Here is an 18,036-nt window from a genome sequence, read left to right as displayed (position 1 = left end):
CCGCCGAACCTATTTTTCTCCTCCAGCGGTAATCAAACATTCTTCTGTTAACAGTTTCAACGACTATTTAACACTTCCGCAATATGAAGAACTTTAATTGGTTTTTCTTTTCGATCGATTCTTCCGCCAATATTGATTAAACACCCTGCATCTGCCCCGATTAGATACTCAGCGTTAGTCTCTTCAACATGACAGACTTTTTCATCCACCATTTGCTCCGAAATTTGGGCCATTTTAACTGAAAACGTACCCCCAAAACCGCAGCATTGCTCTTTCCCGGGCAGCTCGGTAAACTCCAAGCCCCGTACATTTCCTAATAGAATTATAGGAGCTTTTTTAACTCCTAATAATCTCGTCATATGGCAGGAGGTATGGTATGTAACCTTGCCTTCAAATCTTGCACCGACATCCTCAACTTTTAAAACCTCCACGATGAATTGTGTTAATTCAAAGGTTTTTTCCGCTAGTTTCTTTGCCTTTGGTTCCCAGACGGGATCATTATTAAAAATATGCGGGTATTCATGAAACATATAAGCACATGAGCCTGAAGGCGAAACAACATATTCCGCATGCTCAAAGGTTTCAATCATTCGTTTCATCGCTTCCTTCGTATCTTTTACATACCCACTATTATAAGACGGCTGGCCGCAGCATACCTGTGATTCTGGAAAATCAATTTCACAGCCCAGCCTTTCCAGGAGCTCTACCGTCGCCTTTCCAACATTACTTTGGAACATATCTACAAGGCATGTTGCAAATAAACTTACTTTCATGCTCACTCATCCCCTTTAATCTACTACTCTATTGAATATATTTTTATTTATTTTTGTTTTTATTATATTACATGTTGGTTTGTTTTTGAATACGTTATGATTATTTATGTAAAAAAAACGAAACGACCAGTCATAAAAACTTGTCGTTTCGCTCACTTATTTTTTTATGGCCAAATTCCCATTTTCCACGATTACCGATAAAAATACAGGACGTTCTAGTGGTGTTTTATTTGGTGAATGGATGGTTAGTTTTAACTCCTGCTCAAAGGTGTGAAAAATCATTGCATGCCCGCCGTCTTGGTCAATTAATGGTTCTCGTTCATGAACCCATGGACCTAGTATGTTGCCAGATTCTGAGCGTACAATTCCTACAGCATATCCATTTTTACTCCTGCTGGACCAGAGCATTTGCAGTCTACCTAGCTTGTCATTATAGAGAAATGGTCCGTCTGTAACATAATCTGTTTCCCCTCTTACCGGTACGGTCCAATCTGCATCTGAAGCTTTAAATAATACAATCGGATCACCCACGGTAGCTAAAAAATCATCTGTTAAACGCTGGGCACAAATTTCTCCGTCGTGTACCTGGAGCCATTCATGACAGTAAATAATCCACGCCTGCTGTGACTCATCTATGTATAGCGTACCATCAAGGCATTCCCAATCTCTTGGTGTGACTGGTTTTGTGCTAAGCGGAGTAAACGGTCCCAGCGGGTTCTCTGAAACTAGTATTTGGGTACCTCGGCAAACCCCTTCCGACTTAAAACTGGCAAACATATAATATTTTTCATGATGATAAAAAACCTCTGGCGCCCAGAAGTGGCGATCTCCCCAGAAATCTGCTGCAGGCCGGAACACTTGGAAAGGACCTTCCCAGTTTTCTAAATCTGTACTTTGGTAAGCATTAAATCCAACTGCCTGACCCTCCCACACATTTTCATCAGTTGTTCCATAAAGAAAGTAAGTTTTTGAGTCATGGTCAGTCAAAATAAAAGGGTCTCGAATTCGAATGTCATTTTTAGTTAACATATTCTGTCTAATATCTCCTTCTAAAATTACTAAAGGTCTAGATGAAATGGAGCGTTTCGATCACATGTAAGGATCTCATCCTCCAACTCTAGTTTTGCCACCTGGATTGATGATCTTCTAGATTTATAGATTGATCGTTCCCCTTCTTTTCTGTCTGGGTGTGTAAAATAAAAAATATAGGCATTTTCCCCATTTACATGAACATCCGCATGAAGGCCGATGGTACCATCATCCTCACGTGTACCAGGTTCATTTAATATTTTGCTGTTTCTTGTCCAGCTCTCACCATCACCAGAACGATAAACACTGAGACCTGACCATTGGTCAATGATCATCCAGTATGAGTTCTTCCAATAAAACACGTTTGCCCCTTCATGCGGGAAACCAGTTATCACTGGCCCCACTGCTTCCCAATGATATAAATCCTTACTTTCCGCCGAATGGGTGTGAGAATGGTCCGCTTCGTCTTTATACCACATCCGCCAAATACCATTTGGCAGTCTATGTATGGCAGCATCAATCACATACTCTGAACTTAAATTTAATTTAGATTCCAACTTCCAATCCCATAAATTTGTACTAGTATAGTGAAGAATGTTTCTTTTGTGTCCAGGCCAGTCATCAGGAACCCCCTGAATATAACTAACATACATATGGTACAAACCTTCATACATCAGAATTTCCGGAGCCCAAAAAGTGTTTCTTCCTCTCTCAAAATCAAGCCCTTTCAGCACACCGCGATACTTCCAGTTCATGCCCCCATCAGATGACGAGGCCACCCCAATGTCGGTTCCATGAACCCAGGCATTCTTCTGACATTCAACATTTGCCCGTCTGTTTGTATAAATCATCCACCATTCTTTTTCTTCCAGGTTCCAAATAATAGCCGGGTCTGCAGCGCCATCAAAAATTGGGTCTCTAAATAACGGTGCTTTCGGAATGAGCACAGCCTAAAACCCCCTTTTCCTCAACCAAGTTTCACAAAGATTTGGCCAGACTACCGCTTCAGGATGCTCTTCAGCTAATCCAAGTCCATGCTGACCACTTTCAAACACATGAAGGTCAAAAGGTATTTTATGTCTGCTTAACCCGGCAGCAAATTGCAAACTGTTTTCCACGTCTACTGCTGCATCATCTGCTGTATGCCAAAGGAAGGCTGGCGGTGTATCGCTAGTAATTTGAGTTTCATTTGATAACAGAGCAAGCTCCTCATCCTTAGGATTCTCTCCTAGCAAGTTCGTTCTGCTGCCTTCATGTGTATGTTCACCCATTGTAATGACTGGATAACAAAGCACCATTAAATCTGGACGGCAGCTTAAACGATCAATGGGGTCGCCTGACAACTCATTTCCTAAGTCAAAATGGGTACCAACAGTTGATGCTAAATGTCCTCCAGCCGAAAAACCAAGAATTCCGACACGTTCGGGGTCTATATTCCACTTCTCTCTATGATACCTCGCCATTCGGATTGCTCTTTGAGCATCGGTAAGTGGATCTGGATGCTTATAAGGGGTTACACGATAATTTAAGACGATCGCGGAAATCCCAATAGAGTTTAACCAACGGGCTACTGGATGTGCTTCATGATCAGCACGGAAAAAGTAAGCCCCGCCTGGAGCAACGATCATGACCGGATGCGGCCCCTCGCCCTCAAGTAAATAAAGCTGAATGCTCGGACAGTCGGTATTAAATCCACTATTATCTAAATCCTTAGAATCCCATAACGGTATCATACTATTTTCACTCCTAATGAGTAACTCCCCCTTTACTAGCTGAAATCTCCAGCAGTTGTTGCAAGCTCTCCTGGATTCCTTTTTGAAGAATTGATTTAAGATGATTAGAGACTGCTTCGTGAAGTCCATCCACTTTTGCTAAATTCGTACCCCATATTTCTTCATTCTTAAGAATTTTTAATACAAGCTGGTCACTATCATTATTTTCCCAGGCTTCAGCTAATGCGGTAATCGCTTCTTTAGCATCTCGAATTTTATATTCTTCATCTCTTCTTATCCCAGCCATATGTTCCTCATCTATCATTCTAATTGGACGATAGTAAACGAATAAGGCAGCCAACGAGAAGGTCATGAGTTGAGTACTTGATTTTGTCATCCACCCAGCGAAGCAGCAGCGGAAATACTCTCGTTCTAAATTTACTAATGGCATTTATTAATGATCCAAATTTCATTACGAATCGCTGCATCTCCGTTTGCTCTCATATACCCGCGGAAGGTTCGTTCTTTGTTTTCATTCTGGTTAACTTTATTCTCAGTAGGTTTAAAGCTATACTCCAGGGTACCACCGAGTTTTGTCATCACATTAGGGGTGTGTACCCACCCGCCTGGTTGAATCAGCGCTTTCGCTTTGCCAATCGGGTAGCCGTATTTTATAACATCTGCATTTTTTTCGATCGTTGTAAGAGCCATCTTATGCCCGACAGGAATATCTTCCCTAACCTCTACTACATTTGATTGGATGTTGATCTTTTCTCCTTTTTGGAAAGGTTTCAAGGTCACTAAAACATTATCATTTTTATGAATGATGACAAACTCAGATTTCCTGTTTCTCCTCCAGCATTAAGGAAATTGGTTTTCCGGTCATTGCAGATTGATTCGCTGCAACGGTCACTTGATGTGTTTTTACCGCATCTTGATAGGTTGATAAAATATTAGATGTATTTCCTGTTCTGACCGCATCAAGAAAGATTTGGTTTTCAACGAAATACGGATTATTTTGTTCCGTATATTCCACGATTCTCTTTCCTCGGACGTCTCTTAACTGGTGATTCCACAGTTCTAGAACTCCTTCGTCCGTATATATTTCAAGTCCTGATTTATTTGGTTCCGGGAGAATACAAGTATTTGAGATCGTTGCCACCATACCGTTTTGCAGCTTAACAATCACACTGCCGACATCTGAAGTGGTTGTTCCTTCCACTTTTTCAGCCATCATTGTACTATTATAAGCTGCATACACTTCCTTAATATCACCGCATAAGTATCGTAAAAGATCGACAATGTGGGTAGTCTGTTCCATAAATTGTCCGCCTGACCTTGACACGTCTCTCCACCACGGGACCATAGGCATTGTACCCATCCAATATCCAAGTGCCATTCCTGCTTTACGATTCTGAAGTAATGCTAACGCCTTTTTGGTCGTATCTTTATATCGCCAGTGGTATCCCACAGATGTAATAAGACCCTGCTCTTCTACTTTTCTCGCAATTGCGTCAGGCTCATCTTTTATTCCAATTGGCTTTTCTACAAAAAAGGGAATATTTCTTTCTAGCAAAGCATGTTCGATTGCTCCATGTGCCATTGGGGGAACACATATGTAAACTGCATCAAGTTTCTGCTTATCCAGCATTTCTTCTACATTTGCGTAGCCAGATGCCTTTGACCATTTTCTTGCTTCTATTTCTGCTTTCTCCACACTTGTTCCACAAAATGCTGTTATCTCTACCCCATCCATTTCCCCTAAAATATCAGCATGTGTTTTAGTGAACCAGCCCGTTCCAATAAATCCGATTTTCAAGATTGATCTCTCCTTTGATGTTTATACGCCCGTTTCATAAGCAGCTGTGTTATTGTAGCAAATATCCTCTACTATTTTTCCAAGTAGTTTGTAATCCTTAGGTACTTCTATTTATAATGGTCACCATTCAGCCAGATTTCTGTCATATTTTTAAACTTTTTATTTTCAGTAATCTCTTTTGGGTTTAAGTGACAATGGTAGTCAATGATCGGCATCTGTTTGGCATAATCATGATATAAAATCTTTCCTGCTTCACTATTTAATAAAAAGTATCGTGTATAAATGGTTTCAAAATTCGTTCCTCCCCTAGATAATAAAAATGATGAAGGGAGAGATAGTAAAAACACTCTATCTCTCCCATTCTGTTATTGACTAATAGTTAGTGTTTCTTTTGCAATAAAGCTCTTTCCATCATATAAGAAACCGCCAACACTGATATCAACTGTGCCGCTGTATCCTTGTAAAGCGTCAACGACTTTTTGACGGTCAAATTTGACCATCAATTTCTTTTTCTTATTTCCATTAACAGAAGAATGGGGTTCTGCAAAAATCGCTTTACCATTGATGACAAGCTTAATAGTTGCAGAATTAATTTCTGAAACATTGCCCCCGCCGTCTAATTCAATATTAACGGTAAATGGACTTTTGCCATTCGTCACCTTTAAATCAAATGTGTTAGGATTCACATCAGCTAATGCCGGTAACACTTCACTAAAATAAAGATTTGGAGCCGGAGCCGCTTCCATATCTTGACCTATAAAGAAGCTTGTGTGCGGCGGCTGGTTATATCCAACATTCTGCCAAGCAACACCTAAACGATATGCAGGGTCATGCATTAACGTATAAATACGATGCTCAGTTAGATTTGTAGTCGTATAGATTCGTAATGCATTGCTGTCTTCAGTTCTCCAAATGACTTCTTCTCTCCAGTCTCCAAGGATATCTGCTTGCAGGTTTGGAGTGCCTTTTGTTCCATTATTCGAGAAAGTACCGTCTGCAGTTAGTAAGTTGACCATTTTGTTATTTTCATAGTCCCATTTACCTATCGTACCTACACCAACCTGTGCTGCTGTGTTAAAATTGCCATGATCAAGAATCTCACGCTGGAGATCCCCGTCCCACCAAATTACAAAGTTTGCAGGAGGAATAGAAGTTGAGATTTTTTCACCTTTAGCAGTGTACAAACCACCGGTGGTATCATTCCAAGCGCCACCAATTGCCCATGATTCATTACCAGGATATCTAGGATCAATATCGGCTGAAGCTCCTCGACCAGTATCTCTGCCCGTATGTTCACCCCAAATGATTTCACCCGACTCCGCATCGCGGAATTCTATACCGTATTTTGCCCCACTGCTCTCATGGACTGCAAACATTTCTAAACCAGGTCTAGATGGATCAAGATCGCCAACATGCATTGCGTCTCCATGCCCTAAACCGGTAGTATACAAACCTGTTCCGTCATCATCAATTACGGCTGCACCATAAACAATTTCATCTTTTCCATCTTGATTCACATCATTTACACTTAAGCTATGGTAACCCTGACCAGCATAGCCGGCATATCCCGGGTTATTGCTATCAAAGGTCCACAGCTCCGTTAATTCACCATCTCTAAAGTTATAGGCTGCGAGTACTGACCTTGTATAATAACCACGTGCCATTATAAGGCTTGGTCTTTCACCATCAAGGTAGGCAATTCCGGCTAAGAAGCGGTCAACACGGTTACCATAGTTGTCTCCCCAAGCAGCTACATTACCTCTTGGTGGATTATAATCAGTTGTAACTAGTGCCTTACCTGTTAAACCGTCAAAAATAGTTAAAAATTCTGGTCCAGCTAATATATATCCGCCAGAGTTGCGGTAATCCGCCTTTGCATCCCCAATTACAGTGCCTTCACCGTCAATGGTCCCATCTGCTGTCTTAACTGCCAGTTCAGCCTTACCGTCTCCATCTAAATCGTACACCATCATTTGCGTATAATGGGCACCGGAACGAATATTTTTCCCTAAGTCAATACGCCACAGTTTTGTTCCATCAAGCTTATAGGCATCAATTAATGTGTTACCAGTATTTCCAGATTGAGAATTATCCTTTGCATTGCTAGGATACCATTTGACAATTAACTCATATTGACCATCTCCATCCACATCACCGACACTTACATCGTTAGCGGAGTAGGTATAGGTTACACCATCTGGTGTCTTACCACCTTCCGGCTTATCGAGAGGCATGTCAAAATAATTTTGCCCCCAAACGGTTACCGTTTCTGCAAGCGGTTCCTCATTCCCATTGAAAACTACACGAACATCGTATTTAGAATCCTGTGTTCCGTTTGCATCTAAATAATTGGTACTTGAGGTAATTGGTTTGCTATTTACTTTTACACCATCACGGTATAGGTTAAACGAAACGCTGTTGGGATCAGTTCCTAACATTCTCCAGCCGACATACACACCGTTTTCTACTTTTGCTGCGACTAATCCTCTATCAAGCTTTTCCATTTGGCGTTGGAACACCTTTGTAATTGGAGTTTTAATAACCGTAGACGATTCTGAAATTCCTCCTAAACTTACCGCAGACACTTTATAATAATAGTTCCTAGTTGGGGATACAGACTGGTCAGTAAATTCCTGATTATCCGAAATTCCCATCCTTTTATATACTCCATCTTCTGATGTAGCTCTGTATACGTAGTATAATAACGCACCCTCAACGCTATCCCATTTAAAGCTGATCGAGTTTTCTGATGCTTCTAATATGGCAACACTACTAGGAGCCTTAGGAGTTCCTACTGTTTCATCAAAGAAATTCACAGAGATTTCTTCACTTTTCGTAGATTCTATACCAGCGCTATTCACTTGAGTTACATAGTATTCATATGTATAACCCAGCTGAACGGTTCTATCAACATATTCTTGAGCTGTTGTTGTACCAACCTTAACAGCTTCTATCTCTCCTACTGATTTTCTGAATACATTATAGGTTGTAGCACCATCTACCGAATTCCAGCTTAATGTTACACTTGAATCGGGGTAAAGATTTTTTTCACTCGCTTCTAATCCCTCAGGTGACGTCATTGGAACAATTTCTAAGGCATTAATTCGCCCATTTTCACTAATAGCAACATTAAGCTGATTATCCTTTACATTAACAATAGTAGACTTTTCAGCAAATTGCCCAGTACCAGTCGAGATTGATCCAAGCGACTGCCCTTCAATATTGAAACTTGTTCTACTAGAAGCAATATTATCTCCTGTAACTACATTTACAAAATATTCACCATTAGGAACATCGACCATAAAAGAATAGTTACCATCAATTACAAAATCTCTTTTTATATCGTCGGGATTTCCTCTATCACGCTCAGCAACTGCTTTACTTAATCCGTACCCTCTAGTACTATTGTAAATCATTGTATTTGTTACTTGAGTATAACCTTTTGCAACAGGGCTTGAAGCAGATCCAAAGTCAAACCTAAGACCCGCACTACTGCTTGATCCCTCTGCTTGAATAGGTGTAGGATTTACTGACCCAACGCCGGTAAACATGGATAGTATCATCGCGGAACTTACAACGACAGGCAATTTTTTAGAAAGTTTTTTAAACATTTTTACCCCCATTAAATTGAATAATAGCTAGTTCATTTATTAGAAATCTAGAATGATAAATTTCTCCCCCCTTTCTATACTTAGGGGATAAAAACAAAAATTCCCCCACTATAATTCATAATATTCTAATTATTGAAAGCGCTTAAGGTGATTTTCCGTCTATTTTGTTTAAAAAACAGACATATATTTCCTCTGGCTATGAAAAAATCGGGTCTCAAAGTAGAGAGCCCGATTATTTATTGTTCTTGAAATACTAACTTAGATTTACTGCCTATTTTCTCGAACGCATTAACGGCAGGCTTCATAATAAATAAGGCTAATAGATTTCCGCTGTATAAAATACAAATCGGAGGTGCATAGGAAAGCACAAAGAGAATTCCAAAGCTTCCAATTAGCATAAAGAATGTAGAAAGTGGATTCAAAATCATGACGAAGAAGGAGTTTTTTATGACCTGACTTATTTTCATATCATAATGTACAAAGATTGGAATGATATAAAACAACATACAGATATAAATAAAAGTAATAATTAAAAATGGAACGTATAAAATGGCTTTCAAACTACTTGCTGCATGATTTACAAAATAAAAATCTATGTATAAAACAAGTCCAAAACCAATAATGATTAATCCAAGAAGATTACTCTTTAAAAACTCCTGTCTGTAAGCAGTCCAAAAGGTCTTAAAAATGGATAGATCTTCTTTCCCAAACATCCATTTACGGACAACCGCAAACATAGCGACAGTTGCTGGGAAAAAACCAAAGATGCCAAAGCCAAGTATAGTGCCAGTGATCCATAATATATTCAAGAAAGCTAATCTTGAGATCCATTCTAGTAATTTATTAAAACCGCCCATAAAACCTGAAGTTTCCATTGTAATCCTCCTACTCACTTGAAAACTTTTATTCTTTGCCACTTCACCAATTAAATTACTTATGTGGAAGTGGCAAAGTGAAACAAAACTTGTCAGCACGTATCATTAATGTCACCTATTAACCTTTTAATCCGCTAGTACTAATTCCTTCCACAACGTGGCGTTGGAAAATAAAGAAGATTACAAATACTGGAATCAAGGTTACAACAGACATGGCAAACATCGCACCCCAGTTTGATACTGTTTCATTACTCAGGAACATGTTTAATGCCATAGAAACAGTATATTTCGATGGGGAATTCAAGTATAATACAGGCCCTAATAAGGATTCCCACGTCCAATAAAAGGAGAAAATAGATGCTGTTGCTAAAGCTGGTTTGATTAACGGTAAGATTATTTTAGTGAAAATCTTGAAAGTGCTACATCCATCTATGATCGCCGCTTCATCAAGTTCTCTTGGAATGGTCCGAATAAATTGGACTAAAAGGAAGATGAAAAACGGATGTCCGAAATAGGCTGGAATTGCAAGCGGTTTAATCGAGTTTAACCAACCAAGCTTTGAGAAAATGATATATTGTGGAACCATTAACACATCATGTGGAAGCATTAACGTAACCATCATAATCGCAAACCAAAATGCTTTTCCTTTAAACTGTAATCGTGCAAAACCGAAGGCAATGAAAGCCGATGAAATAACCTGTCCGATTAAGGTAATAACAACTAGGATTGCTGTATTTCTGATGAAAACGCCAAACGTATTTCCGCCTATACCTTTCCAGCCTTCTGTAAAGTTGGTCCAAATCCATGGATCTGGGAAGAGCGATTTAGCCGTAACAAAGATGGTATCACTAGGTTTAAAAGAACTCATTAGGAGCCAAATAACAGGATACAACATTAATACTGCAAATCCGCCGACAAGTAGATGGTAAATCCACCATTTTGGTGATTTTAACTTTTGTAGCATCGTTATTTGCCTCCTTCCGATTCATAATGAACCCAATATTTTGATGAAACAAAGATGATCACGGTTAACACTCCGACAATAATGAGCATGACCCATGCCATTGCTGAAGCATATCCCATATTAAAGAACTCGAAACCTTGAATAAATAGATATAAAGAATATAGAAGAGTTCCGTCTAACGGACCGCCTGTACCTTTCGAGATAATAAAAGCTGGTACAAAAGTCATAAAGGCCGCAATCGTTTGCATAACTGTATTAAATAGAATTACTGGGCTTAGCATTGGAAGAGTAATTTTGAAGAATTTCTGTACTCCGTTCGCACCATCTACACTTGCAGCTTCATAATAACTCTTTGGAATGCCTTTTAATCCTGCTAGGAAGATTAGCATCGAGGAACCAAATTGCCATACAGATAAGAAAATCAACATCCATAGAGCAGCGGTCGGGTTACCAAACCATCTCACCACATTGAGTCCAAGCAAATCTAATACGATATTCACTATTCCCAAGTCACCGAAAACATTCCGCCACATGATTGCTACCGCGACGCTCCCTCCAATTAGGGAAGGTAAATAGAATAATGTTCGGTAGATCCCCACTGCTTTAGAAGCAGTATTTAGAATCATAGCAATTAGCAGGGCGAAAGCAAGTCTTAAAGGAACACCTGCTAATACATAAATCAGTGTGACTTTTAATGACTGCCAATAACGCGGGTCTGCTGTAAACATTTTTATGTAGTTATCAAAGCCTATCCATCTTGGGGCAGAAAATAAATTATAGTTTGTAAATGATAAATATAAAGATGCAATGATAGGAATTAATGTAAAAGCAAGGAATCCGATGATAAATGGACTAATAAACGCATAGCCTGTTAAGTTTTCATTGATGATCCGCCGTCTTTTACTAACTGTTTTAATTGGGATATTTACATCTCGCTTTACCACAGGTGTACTCATATATTCAACTCCTTTTTCTTAGGATCAACTTCCTTAGTTGAAAGGACGATAGCTGATCTTTAAGACCGATCAGCTATCGAAATGGTTATTATTTTTTGTTTTGAGCTAAAACACTCTCAGCTTGCTGTCTAAATTGCTTAGCTGCATCTTCTACTTTTAGATTACCGTATGCCATTTGCTCAGCAATACTATCTAGTGTTTCAATGACCTCACCAGCACCAACTGGATCTGGACCGGAAAATGATGAACTGTTTTCTTCTGCCCAGTCAACATAGTCAAATACTTGAACTTGTGCAGGTGAAAGTAATGGCTTTAATGCGTCTTTGACAACAGAAGAACCTGGAACTCCACGATCTCCAAGAGTTAACTTGTTAGCCTCAACATCATTGATTAGGAAGTCGATAAACTTCGCTGCTTCTTCTTTATGCTTTGAATTATTAGCCATAGACCAGAACATACTTGGCTTTAAGTATAGGCCTTGTTTGCTGTCAGGTCCTGGCATATTGTTAATTGCTAATGGACGATTTGCAACTTGCTGTAAACCTACGAATTGGTTAGACCATTGCCAGATACCAATTGCTTTTTGAGTTACAACTGGGTCATCTTCAATCCCTTTCAACTGTGCTAAGTAGTCAGGAGTTGGAACTGCTTTTTCTTTTACTAAACCAGATGTCATGTTAAAGAAGTCTTCAAACAATTTGTCATCTGTATAACCTAGAGAAGCTCCATCTTTACTATAAAGTGACTTCCCTTGTGTTCTTAAATAGTAGTTAAAGAATACATCGGCTTTCATTCCTGTATCCATGAATAGACCTGCATCTTTTGCTTTTAGTGCGATTTCCTTATAGTCATCCCAAGTCCAATTCTCATCAAGAGAATCTACACCGATTGTTTTCAATAGTTCTTGGTCATAGTGGAATCCAACTACGTTAACCCCTGCGTTAATTCCATAAAGCTTATCGCCAAGCTTACCACCGCTGATAATAGTATCAGCAATATCTTTTGTGTTGATTTGCTTATCTAAATATGGAGTTAAGTCAGTAACTTGACCATTTTGAGCGTATTGTGAAAAATAAGAAAGGTCCATTTGAACGATATCTGGTAATTCGTTTGCTGCTGCCTGTGGAGCTAGCTTCTTCCAGTAGTCATCCCAAGCTGCATATTCAGCTTCAATTTTTACATTTGGATTTTTTTCTTCATACATTTTAATAATTTCTAGTGTGTAATCATGTCGTGGTTGAGATCCCCACCATGCAATACGTAGTGTAACTTTTTCATCTTTTTTCTCATCTTCTTTTGGTTCTGAATCAGAATTATTACCGCTTGTTGAACTGCTGCCGTTACATGCTGCTAATGAAAAGACTAGTACAAAACTGAATAATAAAACTAAGATTTTTTTCATTTTGTCTCCCCCTTTTTCTTTTAACACCTTTATGTAAGTGTTTACATTTACTATTGTAAGTTTTTATCGGAATTGTCTGAATCCAATTTTCCGTTTATTTTGTTTAAAAATCAGACTATTAATCAATATATATAATAAAGAAAGGCCTCCTTGAACAAGTTCAAGGAAGCCTTAGTAGTTTTTGAATAAATTAGTTGTYTTTTGAAAGGATCTTATTTGCTTCAGTTCTAAATTTTTGTGCTCCTTCAATTGGAGTTACTTTTTTAAACAAGATTTGTTCTGAGACATCTTGCAATAGATTTACGACCTCAATACCGCCGAGAGGGTTAGCCTTTTCAACCTTTTCGTTGTTATTTTTTACTTTATTGACATAGTCGAAAACCTTTTTCTCATCCTCGGTAAGACCATTTTGTATCTGCTCTATCACCTCGTTAGAAACAGGAACTCCTCTTTCTCCTCTTATTACTTTATTTGCTTCAATATCATTAATAAAGAAATTGATAAATTGTGAAGCTGCCTCTTTTTTCTTGGAACCTTTAGAAATGGAAAAAAGCATGCTCGGCTTTACCGTTAATCCTTGTTCTTGTCCAGGTCCTGGTGGCAGGATAAGTTCCAGCTGACGGTTTGCAGCCTTTAAAAATCCAATATATTGGTTTGAATAGGCCCATGTCATCGGGGACTGTTGATTTATTAATAGTTCATCTTCTATACTCTTAATTTGCTCCGTTACATCTGCCCGTGGGAAGGCTCCTTTTTCTAGTAATCTTAATTGCATTTCGAAGTAATCAATAAACAATTGATCCTCTTCATATCCAAGTTTAGTCCCCTTTTCATTATACAAATTCATTCCTTTCGTACGCAGGTAATACGAAAAAAACACATCAGGTGATTTCATCCCATTCGTACCATAGATTCGCTTTTCCTTATGGACCTTTACAGCTAGTTGCTCAAAATCGGTCCAAGTCCAATTGGATTTTGGATAGGTAGAAAGCAATTCTGGATCACCGATAATCGCGGGTGCATTCATCCCTAAAGGAAACCCATATAAATGGTCATCGACTTTCCCGCCCAAAAGAACCTCTTTACTGATAGAGTCTGTGTTAATAATATTTTTATCTATATATGGACTTAAATCCTCAAGAAGATTTTTATCACTGTATGTTTTTAAATATAATAAATCCATTTGAATAATGTCTGGCAATTGATTACCGGCTGCCATCGGGGCTAACTTTTTCCAATAATCATCCCAATTTGCATATTCCGACTCGATATTAATATGGGGATATTTCTTTTCAAACATCTCAATAACTTCTAATGTATAATCATGTCGAGGCTGCTCACCCCACCAAGCAATTCTAAGAGTAACGGTTTCTTTATTTTTACTAGCCGCTGATTCTACTATCTCAAGGTTACTGCAGCCGCCAACCATTACCATTACTAGGGACAAAGTCGAAAACAATATTTTTTTCATCGTTTTTTTCCCCTTTTTGTTTTTTTATAACCCTTGTAACGATTCTCTTTTGAACTCTGATGGTGTAAATCCCGTATGTTTCTTGAATACCTGGCTAAAATATTGGGGGTTTTCCCCGTAGCCAATTTTCTCAGCTATTTCAAATACCTTTACGTCGTTCTCTTTCTCAATCAAATGAATGGCCATTTCAATTCTTAATCGCGTTAGGTAGTTAGAGAATTTTTCACCTGTTTCTCTTTTGAACAATTTTCCCAGATAATCTGCATTCATATATAACATTTCGTTTGCTACCCAATGCAAAGATAAATTTTGGTTGGCCAAATACTGATTTATAACTTCTATCACTTTATTAATAATAGCCGAATGCTTATTTTTATTTTGGTTATAAAAGAATTCAGTGATCTCCCTAGCGACATTTTCAAAAAAGCTCTTCATATTTTGAATGGTATCCATTTCAAGAAGAAGTGTTATTTTCGTTAAATACATATTCATCTCTTTCAGGTCACATAAACGAATCATCGAGTTAAACAACTGGATTACATAAGACTTTGTGATGTTAATATCATGTCTTAATTCACCAAGTTGATTAAAAAATGTGAAGATTTCTTTCAAAACGTCTTCCCAGCTGCCGGATTTGACTAATCTGCAGAAATTTTCATCATCATAATAAAACTCTACATCCTTTGTATTGTTTTGAAACGTGATATCCTTTTTTGTAATAACCCCTCCCTCACCTAAATAAAAACGATAAGATAGACAGTCAAGGGCCTCCTTGTACAATTTATTTGCATTCTTAATTTTTCCTGGATCACTAATGGCGACTGTGGAATCAACTTGATAATATTGATAAAATGTTTCTTGTATTTTTTCAATATGTGAGTGTAGTTTGCCAGTTACATAGGTGTCTCCAATTAGAAATAGTATCGTTTCCCCAACAGTACAACTGAGGATATATTCATCAAAGATGTGTTCAGCAATATTTTTAATGGCAAACATATGCTCAAATTGAATATCTCCTTCTAATTGGAACAAAACCAGTCTTACATTTTCCTTTTCTATGTTGAGCTGAAAAAGTTTTTGATAATGCTCTAAATCTTTATTATTATAATGATTCGTAATAAATTCTTTAAGCATCTGTTCTTTAGCGTAAGGAAGGACTGTTTCAAGGGTTCCTTTCATCTTTTGAACAAATTGCTCGCGATTATGTTTTTCTTTTAAGTCCCCGCATATTTCACTAACAGCATCCATTATCGTATTTTCATTACAAGGTTTTAATAGATAGTGTTTAACACCAAACTCCATTGCCTGTTTTGCATAATCAAATTCACTGAATCCTGAAAGTAAAATAAACTTAATTTCAGGAAAAGCGTTATATACCTTTGCAACTAATTCTAGACCATTCATTCCAGGCATTTTGATATCACTAATGACGATATCTGGCTTTATTTGTTCGATTATGTTATAGGCTTCTATACCATTTCTTGCCGTACCGATTAAGGTAGTCCCGATTGACTCCCAATTGATTACCCGTGAGATTCCTTCAGTAATAATTCTTTCATCATCTACTAACAATACTTTATACATAATCTCCCCCCCGATCGTAAGGCAAAACAATGATTACTTTCGTCCCTTGATTGGGTGCGCTTTCAATTGTCACCCCATATTGTTCACCATAAGAAAGTTTTATCCGGTCGTCAATATTTGATAATCCAACTCCTTGGCCCCGTGTTTTTACTTCCCCTCTTTTTAATTTTTCAATAAAAGAAGGCTCCATTCCAGGTCCTTTGTCTTCCACAACTAATTTGATTGTTTCCTTGTCTAATTCTGAGTAAATACTAATTTTACACGGGTCAATCATTGGCTCTAATGCATAGTGAATGGCATTTTCGACAAGCGGTTGCAAGGTTAGTTTTGGTATATAATAGCCAACTATATCTGAATCAACTTGTAAGTGAAAATCTAATCTTTCCTCAAATCGATATTTCTGGATCGTGATATAATTTTTAACAATATTAAGTTCATCTTCAATCGTAATTAGCGGTTGTTTTAAGCTAATTGAATTTCGAAGTAAATAACCGAGTGATTCTACCATTTTAGAAATCTGTGTTTGTCCATTCCCTTTTGCTAACCAATTGATTGATTCCAACGTATTGTATAAAAAGTGGGGATTTATCTGAGCCTGAAGTGCCTTAAACTCTGTTTCTTTAATGGTAAGCTGCTTGGAATAGTTCTCATTGATTAGTTCGTCAATTTGTTGAATCATATTCTGAAAGTTTTGTTGTAGTGTCCCTACCTCATCATCATGAAAATCGGAAGTTTTAAGAGCTTCTTTTCTCGCTTCCTTAAAATCTCCTACTTTCACAAATTGCATACCAGCAACTAAATTTTCTAGTGGGCTTGTAATGTTTCTTGCAAATCGAATACCTAAAAAAGTTACCGCAAAAAACATAAGAATAAAAATAATGATTAGGAGTGTTTTGATTATATTAATATCTTTAAAGATATGATTGAAGGGAATCACATTCAAATATTCCCATTCAAAGTAATTAGATTTAATATGGACAAGAAAGTAATTCTTTTTATCTATATTTTTAATTTGATAGCCTGCACCAGCAGAAAGGGCTGCTTCTTTAAAGGGAGTTTCTGTTTCCTTCGGATAAATCAAATCGTTTTTGCTAGCAATTAAGAATTCACCATCTATTTTTTTGGAGCCTTCTAATATATTGCCAACTAATTTATCCATATTGATATAAATAATGAGGGTTCCAAGATTGTCGAAGCTTAAATTACGATATTGTCTTATTTCCCGTGCTGTCGCAAACGTGAAATTAGTATTTTTCGGATGAATCCAAACATTGCTCCCGTCAGCCTCAACGGCCATTTCAATAATATTCTCTTTTTGTTCATTTGATATTTTAAGAGTTTTTGGGCCGACATTATATTCTTCACCATATGCATCAATTAAATTTACAGATAGTATGTATTTTTCTTTATTTACATAGCTAAGAAGCTTGTCCATCATGTTAGTGCGCAGCTGAAATTTTTCATATTCGGTACTTTCTTCATTTATGGAGGCTAGGTACTGCTGAATCTGTGGGTCTGTCAAAATATTATAGGAAACTTCTTCAAGGTTTTTTAATTCGTTCTCAATCCCATTCGAGGATGTGCTTAAAACCTGAGAAGATTTGCTATAAAGCTGTTCATCATATGCATGGAACGCATATTGTAAACCAAAGAAAATAAAGGAAAAGGAAATAATCATCGTCCATGAAACTAAGATAAAAAGTTTGTACTTAATTTTTAAATCGTTATACATTTTCTTAAGTCGTTGAAAAACTTTTTTCATTAGATTCATCCTCACCCCTTTATTATAATATTAAAAATACTCAGCACTGTAAGCGTAGCCAATTTTTTTAAAAAAATA

General features: G+C 37.7%; 15 protein-coding genes and 1 pseudogene. All 16 read right to left on the bottom strand.

Annotation, left to right across the window (positions count from 1 at the left end):
• Positions 1 to 56: 56 nt before the first annotated feature.
• Positions 57 to 773, bottom strand: coding sequence for a (Fe-S)-binding protein (locus BTR25_RS02130; RefSeq protein ID WP_075685646.1), 717 nt, complete (start codon positions 771 to 773; stop codon positions 57 to 59).
• Between the two features lie 156 nt (positions 774 to 929).
• On the bottom strand, positions 930 to 1,802 hold the full coding sequence (locus BTR25_RS02125; RefSeq protein ID WP_075685644.1) for a glycoside hydrolase family 43 protein: 873 nt from the start codon (positions 1,800 to 1,802) through the stop codon (positions 930 to 932).
• A 29-nt stretch (positions 1,803 to 1,831) separates the two neighbouring features.
• A complete protein-coding gene (locus tag BTR25_RS02120; RefSeq protein ID WP_139311153.1) occupies positions 1,832 to 2,749 on the bottom strand; it encodes a glycoside hydrolase family protein in 918 nt (305 codons plus the stop codon).
• 3 nt (positions 2,750 to 2,752) lie between these two features.
• The gene (locus BTR25_RS02115; protein ID WP_075685642.1) at positions 2,753 to 3,535 is read right to left on the bottom strand and encodes an alpha/beta hydrolase; all 783 of its coding nucleotides are present in this window, start codon (positions 3,533 to 3,535) and stop codon (positions 2,753 to 2,755) included.
• 13 nt (positions 3,536 to 3,548) lie between these two features.
• Positions 3,549 to 3,965 carry a hypothetical protein gene (locus BTR25_RS02110; RefSeq protein WP_139311152.1) on the bottom strand — a complete coding sequence of 139 codons (417 nt, stop codon included), beginning with the start codon at positions 3,963 to 3,965 and terminating at the stop codon, positions 3,549 to 3,551.
• On the bottom strand, positions 3,956 to 4,315 hold the full coding sequence (locus tag BTR25_RS02105) for a UxaA family hydrolase (RefSeq protein ID WP_075685638.1): 360 nt from the start codon (positions 4,313 to 4,315) through the stop codon (positions 3,956 to 3,958). Before BTR25_RS02105 ends, BTR25_RS02110 begins: the two co-directional genes overlap by 10 nt.
• A gap of 34 nt (positions 4,316 to 4,349) precedes the next feature.
• The gene (locus BTR25_RS02100; protein ID WP_075685636.1) at positions 4,350 to 5,333 is read right to left on the bottom strand and encodes a Gfo/Idh/MocA family protein; all 984 of its coding nucleotides are present in this window, start codon (positions 5,331 to 5,333) and stop codon (positions 4,350 to 4,352) included.
• 110 nt (positions 5,334 to 5,443) lie between these two features.
• Positions 5,444 to 5,625: pseudogene (locus tag BTR25_RS27025) on the bottom strand (glucuronate isomerase); the annotation flags it as partial.
• Positions 5,626 to 5,698: 73 nt separating this feature from the next.
• Complete coding sequence (locus BTR25_RS02090) at positions 5,699 to 8,944, bottom strand: rhamnogalacturonan lyase family protein (RefSeq protein ID WP_075685634.1); 3,246 nt, start codon at positions 8,942 to 8,944, stop codon at positions 5,699 to 5,701.
• A 236-nt stretch (positions 8,945 to 9,180) separates the two neighbouring features.
• Positions 9,181 to 9,819: a YesL family protein gene (locus tag BTR25_RS02085; RefSeq protein WP_083652217.1), complete on the bottom strand. Its 639-nt coding sequence runs from the start codon at positions 9,817 to 9,819 to the stop codon at positions 9,181 to 9,183.
• Positions 9,820 to 9,937: 118 nt separating this feature from the next.
• Entirely contained in the window at positions 9,938 to 10,783 is an 846-nt protein-coding gene (locus BTR25_RS02080; RefSeq protein ID WP_075685632.1) for a carbohydrate ABC transporter permease, read from the bottom strand.
• 2 nt (positions 10,784 to 10,785) lie between these two features.
• On the bottom strand, positions 10,786 to 11,739 hold the full coding sequence (locus BTR25_RS02075; protein ID WP_075685630.1) for a carbohydrate ABC transporter permease: 954 nt from the start codon (positions 11,737 to 11,739) through the stop codon (positions 10,786 to 10,788).
• Positions 11,740 to 11,827: 88 nt separating this feature from the next.
• Positions 11,828 to 13,141, bottom strand: a complete 1,314-nt coding sequence (locus tag BTR25_RS02070) for an ABC transporter substrate-binding protein (RefSeq protein WP_075685628.1) — start codon at positions 13,139 to 13,141, stop codon at positions 11,828 to 11,830.
• Positions 13,142 to 13,331: 190 nt separating this feature from the next.
• Positions 13,332 to 14,612, bottom strand: a complete 1,281-nt coding sequence (locus tag BTR25_RS02065) for an ABC transporter substrate-binding protein (protein ID WP_075685626.1) — start codon at positions 14,610 to 14,612, stop codon at positions 13,332 to 13,334.
• A gap of 24 nt (positions 14,613 to 14,636) precedes the next feature.
• On the bottom strand, positions 14,637 to 16,196 hold the full coding sequence (locus BTR25_RS02060; RefSeq protein WP_075685624.1) for a response regulator transcription factor: 1,560 nt from the start codon (positions 16,194 to 16,196) through the stop codon (positions 14,637 to 14,639).
• Positions 16,189 to 17,958 (bottom strand): cache domain-containing sensor histidine kinase, encoded by a 1,770-nt coding sequence (locus BTR25_RS02055; RefSeq protein ID WP_075685740.1) that lies wholly within the window; start codon positions 17,956 to 17,958, stop codon positions 16,189 to 16,191. Before BTR25_RS02055 ends, BTR25_RS02060 begins: the two co-directional genes overlap by 8 nt.
• Positions 17,959 to 18,036 lie beyond the last annotated feature (78 nt).

It is taken from the genome of Bacillus sp. MRMR6 (assembly GCF_001940785.1).
In the GTDB taxonomy this organism is placed as follows: Bacteria; Bacillota; Bacilli; order Bacillales; family Cytobacillaceae; genus Neobacillus.
The sequence above is the reverse complement of the archived record's forward strand: the minus strand, read 5'-3'. Positions and strand labels throughout refer to the sequence as shown.

Coding starts and splice junctions, on each gene's coding strand:
- BTR25_RS02090 (WP_075685634.1), bottom strand. CDS start 8,944: ATGTTTAAAAAACTTTCTAAAAAATTGCCTGTCGTTGTAAGTTCCGCG.
- BTR25_RS02130 (WP_075685646.1), bottom strand. CDS start 773: ATGAAAGTAAGTTTATTTGCAACATGCCTTGTAGATATGTTCCAAAGT.
- BTR25_RS02075 (WP_075685630.1), bottom strand. CDS start 11,739: ATGAGTACACCTGTGGTAAAGCGAGATGTAAATATCCCAATTAAAACA.
- BTR25_RS02055 (WP_075685740.1), bottom strand. CDS start 17,958: ATGAAAAAAGTTTTTCAACGACTTAAGAAAATGTATAACGATTTAAAA.
- BTR25_RS02115 (WP_075685642.1), bottom strand. CDS start 3,535: ATGATACCGTTATGGGATTCTAAGGATTTAGATAATAGTGGATTTAAT.
- BTR25_RS02080 (WP_075685632.1), bottom strand. CDS start 10,783: ATGCTACAAAAGTTAAAATCACCAAAATGGTGGATTTACCATCTACTT.
- BTR25_RS02110 (WP_139311152.1), bottom strand. CDS start 3,965: ATGCCATTAGTAAATTTAGAACGAGAGTATTTCCGCTGCTGCTTCGCT.
- BTR25_RS02070 (WP_075685628.1), bottom strand. CDS start 13,141: ATGAAAAAAATCTTAGTTTTATTATTCAGTTTTGTACTAGTCTTTTCA.
- BTR25_RS02060 (WP_075685624.1), bottom strand. CDS start 16,196: ATGTATAAAGTATTGTTAGTAGATGATGAAAGAATTATTACTGAAGGA.
- BTR25_RS02125 (WP_075685644.1), bottom strand. CDS start 1,802: ATGTTAACTAAAAATGACATTCGAATTCGAGACCCTTTTATTTTGACT.
- BTR25_RS02085 (WP_083652217.1), bottom strand. CDS start 9,819: ATGGAAACTTCAGGTTTTATGGGCGGTTTTAATAAATTACTAGAATGG.